Annotated in this window: 21 protein-coding genes; 8 read left to right on the top strand and 13 right to left on the bottom strand. The window is 62.5% G+C overall.

The window, feature by feature from the left end; all coding sequences use genetic code 11:
• Window positions 1-77 precede the first annotated feature (77 nt).
• From dnaQ to ACS5Q8_RS16265, 3 genes are all read right to left on the bottom strand, one after another.
• Window positions 78-818, bottom strand: coding sequence for a DNA polymerase III subunit epsilon (dnaQ, locus tag ACS5Q8_RS16255; protein ID WP_247399390.1), 741 nt, complete (start codon window positions 816-818; stop codon window positions 78-80).
• A gap of 70 nt (window positions 819-888) precedes the next feature.
• Window positions 889-1,341 (bottom strand): ribonuclease HI, encoded by a 453-nt coding sequence (gene rnhA / locus ACS5Q8_RS16260; protein WP_069075857.1) that lies wholly within the window; start codon window positions 1,339-1,341, stop codon window positions 889-891.
• Between the two features lie 87 nt (window positions 1,342-1,428).
• Window positions 1,429-2,187, bottom strand: coding sequence for a class I SAM-dependent methyltransferase (locus ACS5Q8_RS16265; RefSeq protein ID WP_247399351.1), 759 nt, complete (start codon window positions 2,185-2,187; stop codon window positions 1,429-1,431).
• A gap of 65 nt (window positions 2,188-2,252) precedes the next feature.
• Between ACS5Q8_RS16265 and gloB the strand changes: the two genes are divergently transcribed.
• Window positions 2,253-3,020: a hydroxyacylglutathione hydrolase gene (gene gloB / locus ACS5Q8_RS16270; RefSeq protein ID WP_276193338.1), complete on the top strand. Its 768-nt coding sequence runs from the start codon at window positions 2,253-2,255 to the stop codon at window positions 3,018-3,020.
• 98 nt (window positions 3,021-3,118) lie between these two features.
• Window positions 3,119-4,531 carry a lytic transglycosylase domain-containing protein gene (locus tag ACS5Q8_RS16275; RefSeq protein WP_276193340.1) on the top strand — a complete coding sequence of 471 codons (1,413 nt, stop codon included), beginning with the start codon at window positions 3,119-3,121 and terminating at the stop codon, window positions 4,529-4,531.
• Between the two features lie 77 nt (window positions 4,532-4,608).
• Here ACS5Q8_RS16275 and ACS5Q8_RS16280 read toward each other — a convergent pair whose 3' ends face one another.
• Together ACS5Q8_RS16280 and ACS5Q8_RS16285 are read right to left on the bottom strand one after the other, a co-directional pair.
• Window positions 4,609-5,445: an IS3 family transposase gene (locus tag ACS5Q8_RS16280; RefSeq protein WP_465159146.1), complete on the bottom strand. Its 837-nt coding sequence runs from the start codon at window positions 5,443-5,445 to the stop codon at window positions 4,609-4,611.
• On the bottom strand, window positions 5,442-5,744 hold the full coding sequence (locus ACS5Q8_RS16285; RefSeq protein WP_276193552.1) for a transposase: 303 nt from the start codon (window positions 5,742-5,744) through the stop codon (window positions 5,442-5,444). Before ACS5Q8_RS16285 ends, ACS5Q8_RS16280 begins: the two co-directional genes overlap by 4 nt.
• 245 nt (window positions 5,745-5,989) lie before the next feature.
• Here ACS5Q8_RS16285 and ACS5Q8_RS16290 point away from each other — a divergent pair, with 245 nt between their 5' ends.
• Genes ACS5Q8_RS16290 through ACS5Q8_RS16310 form a run of 5 tightly spaced genes read left to right on the top strand, consistent with a single transcriptional unit; the run spans window position 5,990 to window position 13,349 of the window.
• On the top strand, window positions 5,990-7,819 hold the full coding sequence (locus ACS5Q8_RS16290) for an extracellular solute-binding protein (protein ID WP_443694450.1): 1,830 nt from the start codon (window positions 5,990-5,992) through the stop codon (window positions 7,817-7,819).
• On the top strand, window positions 7,816-9,648 hold the full coding sequence (locus tag ACS5Q8_RS16295) for an extracellular solute-binding protein (RefSeq protein ID WP_276193343.1): 1,833 nt from the start codon (window positions 7,816-7,818) through the stop codon (window positions 9,646-9,648). The genes ACS5Q8_RS16290 and ACS5Q8_RS16295 overlap by 4 nt, the downstream gene beginning before the upstream one ends.
• Entirely contained in the window at window positions 9,649-10,722 is a 1,074-nt protein-coding gene (locus tag ACS5Q8_RS16300; protein ID WP_276193345.1) for a microcin C ABC transporter permease YejB, read from the top strand.
• Window position 10,723: 1 nt separating this feature from the next.
• Window positions 10,724-11,743, top strand: a complete 1,020-nt coding sequence (locus ACS5Q8_RS16305) for an ABC transporter permease (protein WP_276193346.1) — start codon at window positions 10,724-10,726, stop codon at window positions 11,741-11,743.
• A 1-nt stretch (window position 11,744) separates the two neighbouring features.
• On the top strand, window positions 11,745-13,349 hold the full coding sequence (locus ACS5Q8_RS16310; RefSeq protein ID WP_276193347.1) for an ABC transporter ATP-binding protein: 1,605 nt from the start codon (window positions 11,745-11,747) through the stop codon (window positions 13,347-13,349).
• 40 nt (window positions 13,350-13,389) lie between these two features.
• On the opposite strand, the gene ubiT is transcribed toward ACS5Q8_RS16310, so the two are convergent.
• The 8 genes from ubiT to ACS5Q8_RS16350 all read right to left on the bottom strand — a co-directional run bounded on the left by ubiT (window position 13,390) and on the right by ACS5Q8_RS16350 (window position 19,992).
• Window positions 13,390-13,857 (bottom strand): ubiquinone anaerobic biosynthesis accessory factor UbiT, encoded by a 468-nt coding sequence (ubiT, locus tag ACS5Q8_RS16315; RefSeq protein WP_276193349.1) that lies wholly within the window; start codon window positions 13,855-13,857, stop codon window positions 13,390-13,392.
• Entirely contained in the window at window positions 13,851-14,741 is an 891-nt protein-coding gene (locus tag ACS5Q8_RS16320; RefSeq protein WP_276193350.1) for a U32 family peptidase, read from the bottom strand. Before ACS5Q8_RS16320 ends, ubiT begins: the two co-directional genes overlap by 7 nt.
• Before the next feature lie 10 nt (window positions 14,742-14,751).
• Window positions 14,752-15,747: a ubiquinone anaerobic biosynthesis protein UbiU gene (gene ubiU / locus ACS5Q8_RS16325; RefSeq protein ID WP_465159147.1), complete on the bottom strand. Its 996-nt coding sequence runs from the start codon at window positions 15,745-15,747 to the stop codon at window positions 14,752-14,754.
• A gap of 9 nt (window positions 15,748-15,756) precedes the next feature.
• A complete protein-coding gene (locus ACS5Q8_RS16330) occupies window positions 15,757-16,989 on the bottom strand; it encodes a molybdopterin molybdotransferase MoeA (protein ID WP_465159148.1) in 1,233 nt (410 codons plus the stop codon).
• Window positions 16,986-17,540, bottom strand: coding sequence for a molybdenum cofactor biosynthesis protein B (gene moaB, locus ACS5Q8_RS16335; RefSeq protein WP_426101522.1), 555 nt, complete (start codon window positions 17,538-17,540; stop codon window positions 16,986-16,988). The genes ACS5Q8_RS16330 and moaB overlap by 4 nt, the downstream gene beginning before the upstream one ends.
• An 84-nt stretch (window positions 17,541-17,624) precedes the next feature.
• The gene (gene pdxH / locus ACS5Q8_RS16340) at window positions 17,625-18,272 is read right to left on the bottom strand and encodes a pyridoxamine 5'-phosphate oxidase (RefSeq protein ID WP_276193355.1); all 648 of its coding nucleotides are present in this window, start codon (window positions 18,270-18,272) and stop codon (window positions 17,625-17,627) included.
• A gap of 100 nt (window positions 18,273-18,372) precedes the next feature.
• On the bottom strand, window positions 18,373-18,792 hold the full coding sequence (locus ACS5Q8_RS16345; protein ID WP_276193356.1) for a hypothetical protein: 420 nt from the start codon (window positions 18,790-18,792) through the stop codon (window positions 18,373-18,375).
• Between the two features lie 9 nt (window positions 18,793-18,801).
• Entirely contained in the window at window positions 18,802-19,992 is a 1,191-nt protein-coding gene (locus tag ACS5Q8_RS16350; RefSeq protein ID WP_443694442.1) for an NnrS family protein, read from the bottom strand.
• A 161-nt stretch (window positions 19,993-20,153) separates the two neighbouring features.
• Here ACS5Q8_RS16350 and ACS5Q8_RS16355 point away from each other — a divergent pair, with 161 nt between their 5' ends.
• Window positions 20,154-20,435: a peptidylprolyl isomerase gene (locus ACS5Q8_RS16355; protein WP_276193358.1), complete on the top strand. Its 282-nt coding sequence runs from the start codon at window positions 20,154-20,156 to the stop codon at window positions 20,433-20,435.
• The last annotated feature ends 77 nt before the right edge of the window (window positions 20,436-20,512 follow it).

A 20,512-nucleotide genomic window follows, 5' to 3' on the forward strand; every position in this document is an offset into this window, starting at 1 on the left:
AGTGGCATCAATGCCAACTGGCACGCCGCTATCGGGAGCAAGCCCCCTCCCACATTGTTTGACAGCGCTCCGCCAGATTATTGCTGGGTCAGTTGGGTCCACAACGCCGGCGCACCCGCCGATTTGGCAATCGCTTCCAGACGCGCTGCATGCTCAGCCAGGTCCTGCTCGCTGGCGCGGATGATCGGCGCCGGTTTGCGATCAGCCGGCAGGCGACGGATTTCCGAAGGGCGATTGCCCGAACCTTCCGCCGAACCGGCACCGTCGGAGGCGTTGCCGGCCAGGGACAGGCTGGTCTGCCCGCCGGTCATGGTCAGGTAAACGTCGGCCAGGATCTCGGAGTCGAGCAACGCGCCGTGCAGCTCACGGCCGGAGTTGTCGACGCCGTAGCGTTTGCACAAGGCATCCAGGCTGTTGCGCTGGCCCGGGTGACGCTCACGGGCCATCATCAAGGTGTCGAGGATCGAGCAGTGCTGGGAAATATTCGCGCGATCCGTCTGCCCCATCAGGGCAAACTCGTTATTGATGAAGCCGATGTCGAACGCCGCGTTATGGATGATCAACTGCGCGCCGTTGATGAATTCGAAGAACTCGTCGGCGACTTCAGCGAAGCGCGGCTTGCCTTTGAGGAATTCGTCGGTGATACCGTGGACGCCGATGGCGCCCTCATCACTTTCGCGGTCCGGTTGCAGGTAGACGTGGAAGTGACGGCCGGTGAGGCGACGGCCCATCAATTCGACGCAGCCGATTTCAATGATCCGGTGGCCATCAGTCACCGGCATGCCGGTGGTTTCGGTATCGAGTACAACAGATCGGATGGCCATCAGGGTTCAGCTCTCAACGGTGTGGTGTATTTCAAGAGGCGCAATCTTAACACGTCAGCCGACATCAGCTCTGCTTGTAGCCCCGCACTTCGTCGACGCCACGGTTGGCCAATTGGTCGGCGCGCTCGTTGCCGTGGTGGCCAATGTGCCCGCGCACCCATTTCCAGGTGATGTTATGGCGATTGCATTGCTCATCGAGCAGTTGCCACAGGTCGGCGTTCTTGACCGGCTCCTTGGCCGCCGTCTTCCAGCCGCGCTTCTTCCAGTTGACCATCCACTCGTTGATGCCCTTCATCACGTATTGCGAGTCGGTCACCAGCAGCACGTCGCAACGCCGCTTGAGCTCTTCCAGGCCGCGAATGGCGCCCATCAGCTCCATGCGGTTGTTGGTGGTGTTGGCTTCGCCGCCCCATAGTTCCTTCTCCACGCCCTTGCACACCAGCAAGGCGCCCCAGCCGCCTGGGCCAGGGTTGCCTTTGCAGGCGCCATCGGTGAAGAGTTCAACGCTATCGGTCATCGGTTGCATCCATCAAAACGGGTCGCCGGGCATAGGCCGACAGCATCCCGAGGCCGAATGATTCGGCCTGAAATCAAAAAGAGGGTTTTACGGTTCGCTTTGCTTGCGGTTGACCTTGGCCATCGGCATCGGCACCAGCTTGCCCATGGGCTGGCGTAGCACCTGACGCACCGGCCGCAGCCCGACCACGATCTTGCGTGCAACCAGTAAATAGAAGCCGCCACCCGACAGTTGCCAGGCCCCCGCCCGACGCTCCCAGCCAGCCAGACGGCCCTGCCACTTGGTCGACGCCAGCGGCGGACGATAGCATCCGAAGCGGCGTTTCTCCAGTGCGAAGCCCAGCAGGTTCAGCCAGTCCCCCACCCGCGAAGGCGAGATGCAACGGGCCTGGCGCAGGCCGTCATGGGCGAACACATGGCGCAGGCCCCAACTGCTCCAGGGGTTGATGCCGACAATCAGCAAATGGCCACCTGGGCGCACGCTGCTGGCAGCTTCGCGCAACAAACCGTGGGGTGACAGGCAGAAATCCAGGCCATGCTGCAGCACCACCACATCGGCAGCGTGCTCGCTCAACGGCCAGGCCTGCTCTTCGCAGACGATCTCCACCCCCGGCAACGGCGCGCCCAGGCGCACATTGCGCTGCACCTGCGGCGCGGACGGCGGCGTCTGGGCCGACGGCCCGTAATGCACCAGGTAACCGCCAAAGAACCGGCCCAGCTCGTCTTCGAGCATGCTCCGTTCTTCATCCAGCAAAAATTGCCCGATCGGCCCGGACAGCCAGTCACGGGCTGCACTGATCAGGGCCAGCCATTCAGGATCGGCCTGGGCGAACGCTTTATCAGTCATTGCATTCTCCAACTCGCCTAGACGTTCTAAGATGCACCAATGTGTTCAGCTTGGCGAATCGAAGAATGATACAGATCAGTGCCCTGCCCGCCTTCACCGATAACTACATCTGGTTGTTACAGGAACCCCAGACCCGCCGCTGCGCCGTGGTCGACCCCGGCGATGCCACCCCCGTGCTGGCCTGGCTCGAGCAGAACCCGGAGTGGACGCTCAGCGACATCCTCATCACCCACCATCACCATGATCATGTAGGTGGCGTCGAAGCACTGAAACGTGTGACCGGTGCCAAGGTCTACGGCCCGGCCAGCGAAACGATCCCGGCACGGGACATCGCGCTGCAGGACAACGACCGCATCACGGTGCTGGGCTGGGACTTCGCCGTGTACGCCGTCCCCGGCCATACCCTCGGCCATGTTGCCTTCTATCACCAGGGCGCGCTGTTCTGCGGCGACACCCTCTTCGCCGCCGGTTGCGGCCGCCTGTTCGAAGGCACGCCAGCGCAAATGTACACCTCGCTGCAACGCCTGGCCGCCCTGCCGGCCGACACCCTGGTGTACTGCACCCATGAATACACACAGAGCAATCTCAGGTTTGCCCAGGCGGTGGAACCAGACAACGCCGATATCGCCGAACGGGTGGAAAACGTCAACCAACTGCGCGCCCGTGGCGAGATCACGCTGCCTTCCAACCTGGCCCTGGAAAAGCGCACCAATCCGTTCCTGCGTACCGCTGAAACATCCGTTAAACAAAAAGCTGACGAACGGAATGGCCGTGACAACCGCTCTGGAGCCGAGGTATTTGCTAGCTTGAGGGCTTGGAAAGATAAGTTCTAACGTGACGCAGTCTGATACGAAATTTCTGAATGGTTGACCGGAACCAAAGCGCTTTCTAGAATCGCCCGACATTTTTGCCCGGAACTTACTTCCAGCCAATGTCGTCATCTACTCGTAAATCCAATCATTCAGACGCATTGACCCGCCTGGCTCAAGCCGTGGCGGTGGCTGTCTCCGCAACTCTGGCGGGCTGCCAATCGACAAATTTCGCTGCACAATCCACCGTGCAACCCAAACCGAATCTTGCTGCCAAGATCAAGCAAAAACCTATTTGGCTCTCAGAGAAGCCCAGCCCCGAAGCCCCCCAGGATGTCTGGGAACGCATGCGTCGGGGCTTTCAATTGCAGGACGGCCTCGGCGTCAACCCGCGTATCGAGCAACAGCGCCTGTGGTTCGCCAGCAACCCGTCCTTCCTGGAGAACGCCGGCGAACGTGGCAGCCTCTACATTCATTACATCGTCGAACGCCTTGAAGAACGCAACATGCCCCTGGAACTGGCGCTGTTGCCAGTGATTGAAAGTGCCTACAACCCAATGGCCTATTCGCGCAGCGATGCGGTCGGCTTGTGGCAGTTCATTCCCTCCACCGGGCGCTACTTCAACCTGCGCCAGACCCGCGCCTACGACGGTCGTCGCGATATCACCGCTTCCACCACCGCCGCGCTGGACTATCTGACACGTCTGCATGACATGTTCAACGGCGACTGGCTGCTGGCCCTGGCCGCGTATAACGCCGGCGAAGGCACGGTAAGCCGGGCGATCGAGCGCAACGAGAAGCTCGGTCTGCCGACCGACTACTGGAACCTGCCCCTGCCCCAGGAAACCAAGGACTACGTGCCCAAGTTCCTGGCGCTGTCCCAGGTGGTGCTCGCCCCCGAGGCCTACGGCGTCAACCTGAACCCGATTGCCAACACGCCGTACTTCGAAGTGGTTGAAGTCAAGCAAAGCATGGACCTGTCACGGGTCGCCGCACTGGCCGAGATCGACGAAGACGAACTGTTCCAGCTCAATCCGGCGCTGAAACAACGTACCACCCTGGACGGTCCCCAGCATTTGCTCGTGCCCAGCTCCAAAGCACAACTGTTGACCAGCAGCCTTTCGGCGATGAAGCCTGAAGAATTGCTGGCAATGCGCCCGAAAAAGCCGGTATTCGACGAAGTCGAGACCCAGTCCGTGGCTGGCCGTACCCGCAACTACAAGGTGCGCAACGGCGACAACCTGACGCTGATCGCCAAGGCCAACAAGGTCGACGTGCATGACCTGCAGCGCTGGAACAAGCTCAACGGCCAGGCGCTCAAGGTCGGCCAGACCCTGGTGATGCAGGACACGCGCAAGCTGGTGGCCAAGGCCGACAGCAAGAAACCGGTGCAGTACAAGGTCAAGAAAGGCGACTCGCTGTATATCGTCGCCAAGCGTTTCAACGTTGAGATGCAACATCTCAAGCGCTGGAACCCACGCACTGGCATGGCGCTCAAGCCGGGGCAGATGCTCGTGGTTTCCGGGCCACGCTGACACCGCAAGAACACTGGAGCGCCAATTGTGGGAGGGGGCTTGAACTGGTCAACTAATTTTGGACACCAGTTAAGGTTTCACGCCGCCAGTTTCTCCATAGCTACCGGCGACCGGTAGCCGTTGTAGCTGTGGAGCCTGACGTTGTTGTAACGCATCAAATAACGCTGCAAATCCACTCGGGCTTCATGCTCTGAGCTGTAGCCATCTTCTGGTACCCATTCTGATTTAAGGCTCCCAAAGAAACGCTCCATCGGGGCGTTGTCCCAGCACTCACCTTTGCGACTCATGCTTTGCAGGAGTCCATGCTTGCGCATTTCATTCCTGAATTTGTGGCTGGTGTACTGACAGCCTTGGTCGGAGTGAAACAGCACCTCTTTTGGACGGCCTCGCAACTCGACCGCCATTCGCAACGCTTCGCAGGTCAGCGTGGCATCGGAAATCATCGAAAACGACCACCCCACAATCCGGCGAGCGAACAGATCCAGAACTGCCGCGAAATACATCCAGCGCTTGCCGACTTTGATATACGTCACATCGCCACACCACACCTGGTTGATCGCTGTGACATCAAACTGGCGCTTGAGCACATGCGGCGCTACCAGCGCTTCCACGCCGGATGATTTGTACTTATGCCGCCGGCGTTGACGACTGATGACGCCCGCTTCACGCATCAGGCTACGCGCCATGTACCGCCCGACGCGATGCCCCTTGGCTTGCAGTTCCTTAGCTAAAGTACGCGATCCAGCAGATGCTCTGGACTCCTTGTGATGCTCGACCAGGGCGGCTTTGAGCTTTTCCCGCTCAGGTTTCACCTTGCCTTGGCGCTGACGCCAGGCGTAAAAACTGCTGCGGTTAACATCGAACGCCCGACAGCAATTGTTAACGCCGTACTGCTCGTCCAGCTCACAGATCAACGTGAATGATCTTTGGCGTCCAACAGCAAGAGAGCACTGGCCTTTTTTAGGATTTCGATGTCCAGGTCTTTTTGCCTGAGTAACGCTTTGAGCTGCTGAATCTCTCGTTGATCGGCGGTAATAGCCTTGGCGCCAATCGGAGTCGAGCCCAGCCGCTCTTTGCGAACCTGATCGACCCAGCGGCGCAACGCAGTCGGGCCAATATCCAGACTGGCACAGACGTCGGGAACCGACTGCCCCTCGTCCAGCACCATGCTGGCCGCCTTGAGTTTGAACTCACTCGAATAAGATTTACGCATATCCAAACACCTCAGATTTGGGCGCCATCATAGCGCCCGATTGAAGTGTCCAAAATCATTAGGCCAGTTCAGCTTGCTCCCGATGGCGGTGCATCAGTCGGTACATAAGCTGACTGACGCACCGCCATCGGGAGCAAGCTCCCTCCCACATAGGATCGCCATCATTCCAACTGGCTTTTTCCAACCGGAACAAGCTGTTACTGTACCGATCATAAAGCCCAAGCTGCCTGGATCGGATCTCTGACTTGACGCGTCCCCTCCTTCTACTAATAAGTCTGGCCTTGAGCTTTGCTGCGAACGCGACGATTACCGAGAGCCACGGTTATGCGCAGTTCGGCACCCTCAAGTACCCGGCCAAATTCACCCACTTCGATTGGGTAAACCCTGCAGCGCCGAAAGGCGGGACGTTGCGGGTCATGGCGTTTGGCACGTTCGACACCCTCAACCCCTATACCTTCAAGGGCTCAAGCCCGGTTTCCACGCCGAACTTCCTGCAATACGGCGTCAATGAGCTGAACGAACCTTTGATGGTCGGCACCGGCCAGTACGCGCCGTCCGGCGATGAGCCGACCTCCAGCTACGGGCTGATTGCCCAGTCGGTGGAGTACAGCGAGGACCGCAGTTGGGTGGTGTTCAACCTGCGCCCGGAAGCCCGCTTTCACGATGGCAAGCCGATCACTGCCTATGACGTGGCGTTTTCCTATCGCACCCTGCTGACCGAAGGTCATCCGCAATACCGCACCAACCTGCAGGAAGTGGCGCGGGTCGACATCCTCAACCGCCACCGTATCCGTTTTGTATTCAAGCGCGCCGGCAACCCGTTGCTGATCCTGCGCCTGGGCGAACTGCCGGTGCTGCCCCAGCACTACTGGAAAAACCGCGATTTCAAGGCCACGACCTTCGAACCACCGCTGGGCAGCGGGCCCTATCGCCTCAGCAAAGTCACGCCGGGCAGACAACTGGTGTTCGAGCGGGTCAAGGACTATTGGGGCAAGAATCTGCCGGTCAACCAGGGTTTCTACAATTACGACAAGGTCGAAGTGGAGTTCTACCGCGACAGCGACGTCGCCTTCGAAGCCTTCAAGGCCGGCGAGTTCGATATCTATATCGAGCACCAGGCCAAAAATTGGGCGAATGGCTACAACTTCCCGGCGATCAACCGCGGCGATGTGATCAAGGCGCAGATCGCCCACCAGATCCCGACCCAAAGCCAGGGCCTGTTCATGAACACCCGGCGCCCGACCTTCAGACAAGCCAAGGTGCGCGAAGCCCTGGGGCTGATGTTCGACTTTGAATGGACCAACCGCACCCTGTTCAGCGGCGCCTATAAACGCACCTTGAGCTATTACCCCAACAGCGAATTTTCGGCGACCGGCGTCCCGGTCGGCCATGAATGGTTGATGCTCTCGCCCTACCGCGACCAACTGCCGGCCAATCTCTACACCCAACCGTTCAGCCTGCCCCAGACCGACGGGCACGGCATCCCCCGCGAGACCCTGCGCCGCGCCCTGGCCCTGCTCGGCGAAGGCGGCTGGAAGCTGTCCGGGCAACGCCTGCTCAACAAGGACGGGCAACCGCTGCGCTTCGAAATCCTGCTGGTCAACCCGAACCTGGAGCGCATCCTGCAGCCCTATGTGGAAAACCTGAACAGTATCGGCATCGACGCGCACCTGCGCACAGTCGACCGGGCGCAATACAAACAGCGCCTCGATCAGTTCGACTTCGACATGATCCTGATGACCCTCAACCAAACCCTCAGCCCCGGCCTTGAGCAGTGGCAGTACTTCCACTCCAGCCAGGCGGCGATCAAGGGCAGCAAGAACTACGCAGGCATCGCCAATCCGGTGGTCGACCGCCTGCTCGAACAACTGCTGTCGGCACAGACCCGCGACGAACAACTGGCGGCCGGCCGGGCCCTGGACCGGGTCCTGCTGTGGCAGCATTACAGCATTCCCAACTGGTACCTCAACTATCATCGCTTGGCGTACCGCAACCGGTTCGCCTTTGTCACCACGCCGCCCTACAGCCTGGGCCTGAGCGCATGGTGGCTGAAAGCTTCGGAGAAAGCCCAATGATGTCTTTGCGTACTGCACTGCTCGGCAGTCTGTTGCTATGCACGGCGGCCCACGCCGCCCCGCAACATGCGCTGACCCTCTACAACGAGCCGCCCAAGTACCCCGCCAATTTCAAGCACTTCGACTACGTCAACCCCAACGCCCCCAAGGGCGGCACCTTTCGCGAGTCGAGCATGGGCGGTTTCGACAGTCTCAATCCCTACATCAGCAAGGGCGTGCCGGCGGACAATATCAGCCTGATCTACGACACCCTGGCCATGCAGAGCCTGGACGAACCCATCACCGAATACGGCCTGGTGGCCGGCAAAATCGAAAAAGCCCCGGACAACAGTTGGGTACGCTTCTACCTGCGCCCCGAAGCACGCTTCCACGATGGCCAGCCGATCCAGGCCGAAGACGTGGTGTTTACCTTCCAGACGCTGATGAAGGAAGGTTCGCCGCTCTACCGCACCTACTACGCCGACGTTGACGAAGTGGTGGCCGAAGACCCGCAGCGGGTACTGTTCAAGTTCAAGCGCACCAACAACCGCGAATTGCCGCTGATCCTCGGGCAACTGCCGGTATTGCCCAAGCATTGGTGGGCCACCCGCGACTTTACCAAGGGCAACCTGGAAATACCGCTGGGCAGCGGGCCGTACAAGGTGGCCGAGGTCAAGGCCGGGCGCATGATTCGCTACGAGCGGGTCAAGGACTACTGGGCCAAGGACCTGCCGATCACCCAAGGCTTCTACAACTTCGATCAGCGCATCACCGACTATTACCGTGACAGTACGGTATCCCTGGAAGCGTTGAAGGCTGGGCAGTTCGACTACTGGCTGGAATTCAGCGCGAAGAATTGGGCCAACGCCTATAACATTCCGGCGGTGGCCGAAGGGCGCCTGGTCAAGGAAGAGCTCCCCAACGGCAACCCCACCGGCATGCAGGGTTTCGTGTTCAACACGCGCAAGCCGATGTTCCAGGACGTGCGCGTGCGCAAGGCCATCAGCCTGTTGCTGGACTTCGAGTGGAGCAACAAGCAGTTGTTCAACGGCGCCTACACCCGCACCCGCAGCTACTTCGAGAACTCGGAGATGGCCGCCACCGGCCTGCCCGGCCCGGACGAGTTGGCCATCCTCGAACCGCTGCGCGACAAGATCCCCGCCGAAGTCTTTACCCAGGCCTTTGCGCCGTCCAGAACCGACGGCAGCGGCATGATCCGCACCCAGCAGCGCGAGGCCTACCAACTGTTGCAGGAAGCCGGCTGGCGCATCGTCGACGACAAGATGGTCGACGCCACCGGCAAACCGGTGACCATCGAATTCCTGCTGGCGCAGACCGAGTTCGAACGCATCCTGCTGCCCTTCAAACGCAACCTGGCGGACCTGGGTATCGACCTGGTGATCCGCCGGGTCGACGTCTCACAATTCGTCAACCGCCTGCGCTCGCGGGATTTCGACATGCTGGTGGGCAGCTTCCCGCAGTCCACCTCGCCGGGTAACGAACAACGCGAATTCTGGAAATCCTCCAGCGCCGATAAACCCGGCAGCCGCAACTACATGGGCCTCAAGGACCCGGCCGTCGACCAACTGGTAGAGGAACTGATCGACGCCGACTCACGCCAAAGCCTGGTCGCCCATGCCAAGGCCCTGGATCGCGTGCTGCAATTTGGCTACTACGTGATCCCCAACTGGCACATCAAGACCTTCCGCGTGGCGTACTGGGACCACCTCGGCCATCCGAAGGTGCCACCGCGCTATGACGTCGGCACCGCCACTTGGTGGGCGAAACCCGACGTGAAACCTGCCATCACCCTAGACACGAGCGCCGACCCGGCGAGCGGAGGCGATTAAATGCTGGCCTATATTGTTCGCCGCCTATTGCTGATCATCCCCACGCTGTTCGGGATTCTGCTGATCAACTTCATCATCATCCAGGCCGCCCCCGGCGGCCCGGTGGAGCAGATGATCGCCAAACTCGAAGGCTTCGAAGGCGCCACCAGCCGCATTGCCGGCGGCGGTGCCGAAGTCGCGGTGGCCGGTTCCAGCTACCGTGGCGCCCAAGGCCTGGACCCGGCGCTGATCAAGGAAATCGAAACCATGTACGGTTTCGACAAGTCGGCACCGGAACGCTTGTGGATCATGGTCAAGAACTACGCCCGCCTGGATTTTGGCAACAGCTTCTTTCGTGACGCCAAGGTCATCGACCTGATCAAGGAAAAGATGCCGGTGTCCATCTCCCTCGGGTTGTGGAGCACGCTGATCATGTACCTGATCTCGATCCCGCTGGGGATCGCCAAGGCCACGCGACACGGCAGCCACTTCGACGTATGGACCAGCTCGGCGATCATCGTCGGCTACGCGATCCCGGCGTTCCTGTTCGCGATCCTGCTGATCGTGGTGTTTGCCGGTGGCAGTTATTTCGACTGGTTCCCCTTGCGCGGGCTGACCTCCAACAATTTCGATGAATTGAGCTGGGGCGGCAAGATCCTCGACTACTTCTGGCACCTGGCCTTGCCCATCACCGCGCTGGTGATCGGCAACTTCGCAACCATGACGCTGCTGACCAAAAACAGCTTTCTCGACGAGATCAACAAGCAGTACGTGGTCACCGCCAAGGCCAAGGGCCTGACCAACCACCGCGTGCTCTACGGCCACGTGTTCCGCAACGCCATGCTGCTGGTGATCGCCGGTTTCCCCTCGGCGTTCATCGGGATTTTCTTCACCGGGTCCTTGCTGGTGGAAGTGATCTTCTCCCTCGACGGCCTCGGCCTGATGAGCTTTGAAGCGGCGATCAACCGCGATTACCCGGTGGTGTTCGGCACGCTGTTTATCTTCACCCTGCTCGGCTTGGTGGTGAAGCTGATCGGTGACCTCACCTACACCCTGGTCGATCCGCGTATCGACTTCGCCAGCCGGGAGCATTGAGATGAATCTGTCCCCCCTCAATCGCCGCCGATTCGAGCGGTTCAAGGCGAACAAGCGTGGCTGGTGGTCGCTGTGGCTGTTCCTGATTCTGTTCGGCCTGAGCCTGGGCGCCGAGCTGATCGCCAACGACAAACCGCTGGCGGTGCATTTTGACGGCGACTGGTATTTCCCGGCGCTCAAGCGCTACCCGGAAACCACCTTCGGCGGCGAATTCCCCCTGGAGGCCAACTACAAGAGCCCGTATATCCAGGAACTGCTCAAGGCCAAGGACGCCTGGACGCTGTGGGCGCCGATCCCGTTCAGCTACCAGAGCATCAACTACGACCTGAGGGTGCCGGCCCCCGCGCCGCCGTCTTCGGTCAACCTGCTGGGCACCGATGACCAGGGCCGCGACGTCTTGGCACGGGTGATCTACGGCTTCCGTGTGTCGGTGCTGTTTGCCCTGACCCTGACCGTGCTCAGTTCGATCATCGGCGTGATCGCCGGTGCCCTGCAGGGTTTCTATGGCGGCTGGGTCGACCTGGCCGGGCAACGCTTCCTGGAGATCTGGTCGGGCTTGCCGGTGCTGTACCTGCTGATCATCCTCGCCAGTTTCGTACAGCCCAACTTCTGGTGGCTGCTGGGGATCATGCTGCTGTTCTCGTGGATGAGCCTGGTGGACGTGGTCCGCGCCGAGTTCCTGCGCGGGCGCAACCTGGAATACGTGCGCGCGGCCAGGGCACTGGGCATGCAGAACGTCGCGATCATGTTCCGGCATATCCTGCCCAATGCCATGGTCTCGACCATGACCTTCATGCCGTTCATCCTCACCGGCGCCATCGGCACCCTGACCGCCCTGGACTTCCTCGGCTTCGGCCTGCCGGCGGGCTCGCCGTCGCTGGGAGAGCTGGTGGCCCAGGGCAAATCCAACCTGCAAGCGCCGTGGCTGGGCATGAGTGCCTTCGCCGTGCTGGCGATCATGTTGAGTTTGCTGGTGTTTATCGGCGAGTCCGCTCGCGATGCCTTCGACCCGAGGAAATGAGATGAATCAGGACAATCTGATCGAAGTCCGCGACCTCTGCGTCGAGTTCGTCACCGGCGAGCATCACCAGCGCGTGGTGAACCACGTCAGCTTCGACATCAAGCGCGGCGAAACCCTGGCGCTGGTCGGCGAAAGCGGCTCCGGCAAATCGGTGACCGCCCACTCGATCCTGCGCCTGCTGCCCTACCCCTTGGCGCGGCACCCCGCCGGCACCATCGAGTACGCCGGCCAGGACCTGCTGACCCTCAAAGAAAAAACCATCCGGCATATTCGCGGCAATCGCATTGCGATGATCTTCCAGGAGCCGATGACCTCGTTGAACCCGCTGCACTGCATCGAGAAGCAGATCAACGAAGTGCTCGGCCTGCACAAGGGGCTGACCGGCAAAGTCGCCACCCGACGCACCCTGGAGTTGCTCGAACTGGTGGGCATTCCCGAGCCGCATAAACGCCTCAAGGCCCTGCCCCACGAACTGTCCGGCGGCCAGCGCCAACGGGTGATGATCGCCATGGCCTTGGCCAACGAGCCGGAGCTGTTGATCGCCGATGAACCGACCACCGCCCTCGACGTAACGGTGCAGCTGAAGATCCTCGAACTGCTCAAGGAACTGCAGGCGCGCCTGGGCATGGCGTTGCTGTTGATCAGCCACGACTTGAACCTGGTGCGGCGCATTGCCCACCGGGTGTGCGTGATGCAGCAGGGTTGCATCGTCGAACAAGCCGATTGCGAAACCTTGTTCCAGTCGCCGCAGCACCCTTACACCCAGGAACTGCTCGCCGCCGAACCCAGCGGTGGGCCGGCCGACACGGCAGCCGGGCCGCCGTTGCTGGAAGTCGATGATTTGAAAGTCTGGTTTCCGATCAAGAAAGGCTTTCTGCGCAACACCGTCGACTACGTCAAGGCGGTGGACGGCATCAATTTCAGCCTGCCCCAGGGGCAAACCCTGGGCATCGTCGGCGAAAGCGGCTCAGGCAAGTCCACCCTCGGCCTGGCGATCCTGCGTCTGATCGCCAGCAAAGGCGGGATTCGCTTCGAAGGCCAGCAACTCGACCGCCTGACCCAGCAACAGGTGCGCCCGTTGCGCCGGGAAATGCAGGTGGTGTTCCAGGACCCGTTTGGCAGCCTCAGCCCACGCATGAGCGTCAGTGAGATCGTCGGCGAAGGCCTGCGTATCCATAAGATGGGCAGCCCGGCGGAGCAGGAAGCGGCGATTATCGCGGCGCTCAAGGAAGTCGGCCTCGACCCGCAATCGCGGCATCGCTACCCCCACGAGTTCTCCGGCGGCCAGCGCCAACGCATCGCCATTGCCCGCGCCCTGGTACTCAAGCCGCGCCTGATTCTGCTCGACGAACCGACCTCGGCGCTCGACCGCACGGTACAGCGCCAAGTGGTGGAACTGCTGCGCGGTTTGCAGGCCAAGTACAACCTGACCTATCTGTTCATCAGCCATGACCTGGCCGTGGTGAAAGCGCTGAGTCACCAGTTAATGGTGGTCAAGCACGGGCAGGTGGTGGAACAAGGCGATGCGCCGGCGATTTTCGCCAACCCGCAGCATGCTTATACCCGGCAATTGCTGGAGGCGGCGTTTTTGGTGCCGACGCCTTAGCGCGTGGCAGTGACCTATCCGTAGGGATAGGTCGCTCGCGTCAGGTCGCCAGCCCGCGCCCTGCCCGCTCCAGGTTGCGCCACAACCAGGGCGGCAGCACATCGGAGTCCAGGCTGTCGATCAGGTTCTTCAAGCCCAGCCCCAACTCCGTATCGCCTTCAATCACCAAGCGGCGCCGGAAGAACAAGGTGTCCGGGTCTTCCTGCCGACTGGCCAGCAACAAGAACTCGCGCCAGTTACCACTGATCGTCACCTGGGCCTCGGCTTTTTCGGCGAGGCGCAAACCGTCCCGCGCCAGGGTCAGGTACCAGCACAGCCCGAGGTCGGGGATGCGCAGGCACATCCAGCGCCCGCGCAGCAGGTCGAAGCCGCCGTCGCGCAACGGCTCGGCCAGGCAGCGGTTGAGGCCTTGCTGCAAGGCCAGGCGCTGCACCCGGAACGGCACGTGGCGCACCAGCGGCAGCAAACGATCGGCGCCCTTGAGCAGCCATTGTTTGCGACTCAACACAGGCCCACCTCCTCGACCCGCAGCATGCCGGCCTGGCCGTGCCAGTAGCCGTTGCAGCCGTCGACGCACAACGGCGGCATCGCGCCCTGGCGCACCTGATCGAAAGCCTGGACCACGCCGACCATGCCCTCAGCCCGTGGGCTCAGGCGCAACAGGCCAGCGCCACACGCGACCAAGCCAGGGTAATCGGCGAGCAAGTTGGTGACATCGGCCGACATCGTCTGAATCCCGTTCAAGGTGAACAGCGGTTGCCCTTCCTGACTGGTCAGGGCCATGCCATCGGGGTAGTTGATGCAACAGAACTGGCAATCGTCCTTGGGCCGGTTTTCCGCACGGGCGGTGAAGCAACGGGCCGAATACGCCAGCGGCAAATGCCCGTAGGCGAAGATCTCCACTTCGGGCAGCGGTCGGCCGAGTTCGCGCACCTGCTCCAGCACATCGGCGATCAGGCTTTGCGAGCACTCCACCGGCGGCACCCAGCGCTGCATGCCCGCATCGAGCAATTGCACCAGCGCGTGGCCGTTGTACAGGTTGAGCGCCGGGCCGCCGACAAAGGGCAGCTTGCGCTCGATCAGCAGCTGCACCGCGCCCATGTCGTTGGCTTCAACCAGCACCTCGCCGTTGTCGCACAGGCGGCGCAGGCTCGACAGCTCGGAGGCGGCTTCGATCAAGGTCAGGCTCGACAGCACGATCTGCGCCGGGCTGCACGACTGCAACTCGCGGCCCAGGCCCAACCATTGATCCAGCGAAAACGCGCGGCGTTTCGAGCACACGGTTTCCCCCAGGTAAATCACGTCCAGGGGCAAGCCGGCCATGTCTGAATAGAAGCGCCCCAGGTGTTCCTTATCCCAATAAAACAGCACCGGTCCCAGGCTGAGTTTCATCTGTAATTCCTCACTGCCATGCGCGATGGTAAGCACCCAGGGTGGTCTGGCTGCCTTCGGAAAGTCCGGCCAGCACCTGGCGCCACTGGTCCCTGACCACAAAATTGGCCGGGGCGCTGCGGTGGGCGTCGAGGGCGGCACGCCAGACTCGGGTGACTTGTTCCACATAGGCCGGGCTGCGTTGCCGGCCTTCGATCTTCACCGCTGCCACGCCAATGGCGCTGAGTTCGGGCAACAGGTCCAGGGTGTCGAGGCTGGTCGGTTCTTCCAGGGCGTGGAAGCGCTTGCCGCCGACCAGGAAACGGCCTTTGCACAAGGTCGGGTAGCCGGCCGGTTCCTCCGGGGTGTAGCGGTCGATCAGCACTTCACTGAGGCGTGCGCTGAGACCATCGGCGTCGTCGCTCCAGCGCACCGCCTTGGCCGGCGAACACACTCCGCACAGGTTGGGCGACTCGCCGGTGATATACGACGACAAGTGGCATCGCCCTTCGGCCATGATGCACAGGCTGCCGAAGCCGAACACTTCGATCGGCACCACATTGCTCGCCGCCACCTGCCGCACTTGGGCCAGGGATAGCACCCGAGGCAGCACTGCGCGACGAATGCCATAGCGTTCGACGTAGAACTTCAGCGCCGCCGCATGGGTGGCCGAGCCCTGCACCGACAAGTGCAACGCCATCTGCGGATGGCGCGCAGCGGCGTAACCGAGCACACCGGGGTCGCCGGCGATCAGCGCATCCACGCCATGATCGGCCGCGCGGTCGACGGCGCGCTGCCAGCGTGACCAGATCTTCGGTTGCGGGTAGGTGTTGACCGCCACATACAGCTTGCGCTGGTGCTGGCGGATATGGGCGACGGCTGCGTCGAACTGTTTGTCGTCCATGTTCAGCCCGGCGAAATGCCGGGCATTGGTGTCATCGCGAAAACCGACATACACCGCATCGGCGCCTTGGCGCACCGCGGCTTTGAGCGCAGGCAGGTTGCCTGCCGGGCAGACCAGTTGCATGGAGACTCCTCATTGAAACTCGGCGAAAGACAGGAAAGGCACCGGTGCGTCCTTGAGCAACAGTTGCTCGCGCTCGACGATCACCAGGCCATCGGCCCAGCAGGCGGCGGTGAGCATTGCCGAGCTTTGCTGGGGGTGCAGGACGGCGCGCAATTGCCCATCCTCGCCCGGGCTCAAGCGCGCGCGCAGGTACTGGCGACGTTTGTTGGGGGTGGGCCATTCAAACCCGGCCGGCACCTGGATCGGCACCGGTAATACGCGCTCGACACCCTGGGCGCGCAACAGGAACGGACGCACCACCACCAACGTGGTGATCAGCGCGGCGGACGGGTTGCCGGGCAGGCCGATCCACGGTTTGCCCGCGACTTCGCCAAACGCCAGGGGCTTGCCGGGCTGGATCGCCAGGCGCCAGAAGTCCACGCGACCGAGTTCCTGGATGGCTTGCTTGAGATGGTCTTCCTCGCCGACCGACACGCCGCCGGTGGTCAGCAGCAGGTCGCATTCGGAGGACGCCAGGATCAACGCGTCGCGGCTGGCGGCCAGCGCGTCGGCCATCACCCCGTAGTCGAGCACCTCCACACCCCAGCCGCGCAATAACGCGGTCACCAGGTGGCGGTTGCTGTTGTAGATCTGTCCCGGCGCCAATGACTCGCCCGGCTCGCGCAGTTCATCGCCGCTGCTCAGCAGGCACACGCGCAAGGGGCGATAGACCTTGACCCACGGGATGCCGGCCGACGCCAGCAGGCCGACTTCCTGGGCGCGCAGGCGCTGGCCGACACGCAACAGGCGTTGCCCGCGTTGCAGTTCTTCACCGCGCTTGCGCACGTGTTCGGCCAGGCGCAGCGGCGGGCACCAGATGCGCTGGCCGTAAACGCGGCAACGCTCCTGGGGCACCACGCTGTCGGCGCCGGGCGGCAACGGCGCGCCGGTGAAAATCCGCACCGTTTGCCCGGCCTGCAACGGCACGTCGCTGCTGTGCCCGGCGGCAATCCGCCCGGCCAACACCAGGTAGCCGCCCTGCTCCGGCACATCGGCGGCGCGCAGGGCGTAGCCGTCCATGGCGCTGTTGTCCCAGCCCGGCAAGTCGAGGGGGGAAAACAGTTCTTCGGCGATCACCCGGCCCGCAGCCTGGCCGAGGGGGATCACTTCGGTGGACGGCACAGGCGGCGCCTGGGCCAGCAGTTGCGCGATCGCCTCGTCCACCGGCATCAACGACCCGCTGTCACACACGCGGGTGTTCATGACCGCGCCTCACAGGCGCTGAGCGTCTGTTCGAACTGGGGCTTGAGGTGCGCAACGAAGTTGCACGGGCCGGTGCGGCTGTCCAGTTGACCGACCAGAATCTGGTCCCAGGCGGTGCGGCACGCGCCGGGCGAACCGGGCATGCAGCACACCAGCACGCCGTTGCTCATGCCCGCCAGCGCACGGGACTGCAAGGTGGACATGCCGATTTCCGCCAGGGACACCTGGCGGAACAGTTCGCCAAAACCGTCCACCTGTTTATCCAGCAGCGGCAACACCGCTTGTGGCGTGTTGTCGCGGGCGGTGAAGCCGGTGCCGCCGGTCATCAGCACCACTTGCACCTGCGGGTCGGCGATCCACTGCGAGACACGGGCGCGGATCTGGTAGATATCGTCCATCACCAGGCCACGGTCGATCAGCACATGGCCGGCGCGTTCCAGGCGGTCCACCAGGGTCTGCCCGGAGGTATCGGTGTCAAAGGTGCGGGTGTCGCTGATGGTCAGCACGGCGATGTTCAGGGAGACAAAACTGCGTTGGGTCAAATGGGCCATGATCAAGGCTCCAGCCATATAAAAAGATGCGCTCAGCCTGCGCCGCAACGGGCGCAGGGCCTATTCCTCCAAGGAGGTACCTCGTCAGGGCGCCAACCGTGTGCGCTGCCAAGCGCCGTCTCGCAGGCGGTAGTCGAGGCGGTCATGCAGGCGGTCAGGGCGGCCTTGCCAGAACTCGATGCGGCGCGGCTTCAGGCAGTACCCGCCCCAATGCTCGGGCCGTGGCGGCTGCTGGCCGGCGAAACGCTCGGTGACCTCGCGCAGCAAGCCTTCCAGCTCGCTGCGGTGGGCCAGGGGCTGACTCTGCGGCGAGGCCCAGGCGCCCAGTTGGCTGGCGGCCGGACGGGCGACGAAATAGGCGTCCGACAGCGCCGGATCGAGGCGCTCGACCGCGCCTTCAATGCGCACCTGGCGCTCCAGGCCCGGCCAGAAAAACGTCATCGCCGCTTGGGGGTTGCTCGCCAGTTCATCGCCCTTGGCGCTCTGGTAATTGCCAAAAAACACAAAGCCCTCGGCGCTGAAACCCTTGAGCAGCAGGATGCGGCAATGGGCGCACCCTTCGCTATCGACCGTGGCCAGGGCCATGCTGTTGGCCTCGGCGGGAGGCACTTCGGTTTTGCGTGCCTGGCTCAGCCACTGACCGAACAACACCAGCGGATTGTCCTGCTCACCGTCGTCCCGCAGGCCGTAGAGGGTGTAGTTGCGGCGCAGTTGCGCGAGGGACAGGGGCATGGGACGGACCTCCAGAGAATTCGCCACAGTGTGGGAACTGCGCAGGTTCTATCCCTTGATCACGATCAACAATCCGCCGCGGCATGGCGCCGCAGGCCGCTCACCACAGTGACTTCGCCAGGACCACGATCACCACCATGTGCGCGAGAATGCTGCGCCGTATCCACAGCGCACGCTTGGGGCTCAGGCGCTCGCGGGTCAGCCAGTAGGCCAGCAGCAGGTAGTGCCCGATGATGCTCAGGGCCAGCAGGATTTTCAGGCTCAGGAACAGTCCGAAATGACTGTTCCAGGGCATGCCCCGGTAATGCCAGGCCAGGCCGATGCCCGCCCCATACAGCAGCACTACCACGCCATGCAGCACCCGCCGCGAACGCCGGGCGATGGCGTGTTCGGCAGTGAAGCGCGCCGACCAGGCCAACTCCTCGCGGGCGCTGTGCCAGATCATTACTTCAAAAAACAGCGTGCCAATAAAAGCAATCGCCGCCAGCAGATGCACGATCAACAACCACGAATACAGCATGCAATGCTCCTAACCGGGATGCCCGTCGACCCGCGCGTGCCACAGCATCGGCGCATAACGCCATAGGTACAGGCCCAGGCCGACCGTCCAGCAAATCCCCGCCAGCCACAACGCCGCCACGGGCCAGATTAACACCAGCACCACCCGGCAGACTGCGGCCAGGTTCAACAGTGCAAACGCCAGGGTCATCCCGCCCGGCGGCTGCAACGGCCGACCGGTATGGCCCAGGCTGACCCGCGCCAGCATCGCCAGGATCATCCCGGCCATGGCGCCGACCGTCAGCGCATGCACGGCCAGGCTCGGGTTGAGCGGCGCGCCGAAATGCCACAGCGCCATACCCAGGCAGGCCACAGCCAACCATGCATATGCCAGGTGCAGCGACCACAGCAGCGGCACGCGCCACAGGCCACGGTCATGCCAGCGCACCAGGCGCAGCAGGTGGCCCAGGCCAAGCGCGGCGAACAGCGCGCCGCTCCAGCCACTGGGGAACACCGCCAGCCCGCTGGCGTAGAGCAACGCTATCAGAATCGAACCGCCGAGCAATACGCGGTCCAGCCACGGCCACGGCTTGACCCCATCGACCCGGCCCAGGCCACGCTGGGTAAAGAACGGAATCACCCGGCCGCCGATCAGCCCCATCATCGCCGCCACCAACCACAGACCGGTGAGCACCGCCTGGCGCTGCGTGCCTTCGTCTTGGCGCAGCACCCCATAGAGCGCCAACGCGTCTGCCACGGCGAGCAGGCCCAGCACCAGTACAATCGGGTAGTTGCGGGTTTGCCTGACCGTCCACAGCGTCCAGCCCATCACCCCGGCCACGGCCAGCGGAAAACTCAGCTCCAGCACCGCCAACAGCGGCCATGGCAGGTTAACCAACCAACCCAGGCGCGCCGCCAGCCATAGACCGGCGAGCAGCGCCAGGGGCGCGCCACTGACGCCGGGGCGGCCGGTCCAGGTTTGCACCGCCGTCAGCAAAAAACCGGCGATGATCGCCACGCCAAAGCCGAACAGCAGCTCATGCCGGTGCCAGGCCAACCAGCCTCCGGCCGGTTGCCAAGTACCGGTGGCGCCGCTCAGGGCGAACAGCCACAGGGGAATTGCCAGCACCGCCAGCAGGCAGGCGCCAAGGAAAAACGGGCGGAACGCCAGGCGAAACAATGGGGGAATCGCCATGGCCTTGCGTCGATCGAGCACTTGCATAGCACGGCTCCTGAACGGATGAATGCGACAATCTTGCGCCGCCGCCTGCGCTTTGCCCTTGTCGTAGATCAAGCACGCCCGCCACGAACAGGGGAACTTTGCCGGGAAATAACCGCCTGAATCCGGTACGCTCACCGTTTTTACTCAAGGAGTTAATTCCCATGGCCAAAGCCACCGCCCGTCACATCCTCGTTGCCACCGAAGACAAGTGCAATGAACTCAAGACCCAGATCGAAGGCGGCGCCGATTTCGCAGACGTTGCCAAAGCCAATTCCACCTGCCCATCCAGCCGTCAAGGCGGCGACCTGGGTTCGTTCGGTCCAGGCCAGATGGTTAAAGAATTCGACGCCGTGGTGTTCAGCGCCCCGGTCAACACGGTGCAAGGCCCGGTGAAAACCCAGTTCGGTTATCACCTGCTGGAAGTCACCAGCCGTCAGGACTGATTCAGTCCGCGCTGATGTTTGAAACAACGGCCCGCCTTTTGGTGGGCCGTTGTGCATGGGATGACTGGCGATGCACA

It is taken from the genome of Pseudomonas sp. PAMC25584, from assembly GCF_058135675.1.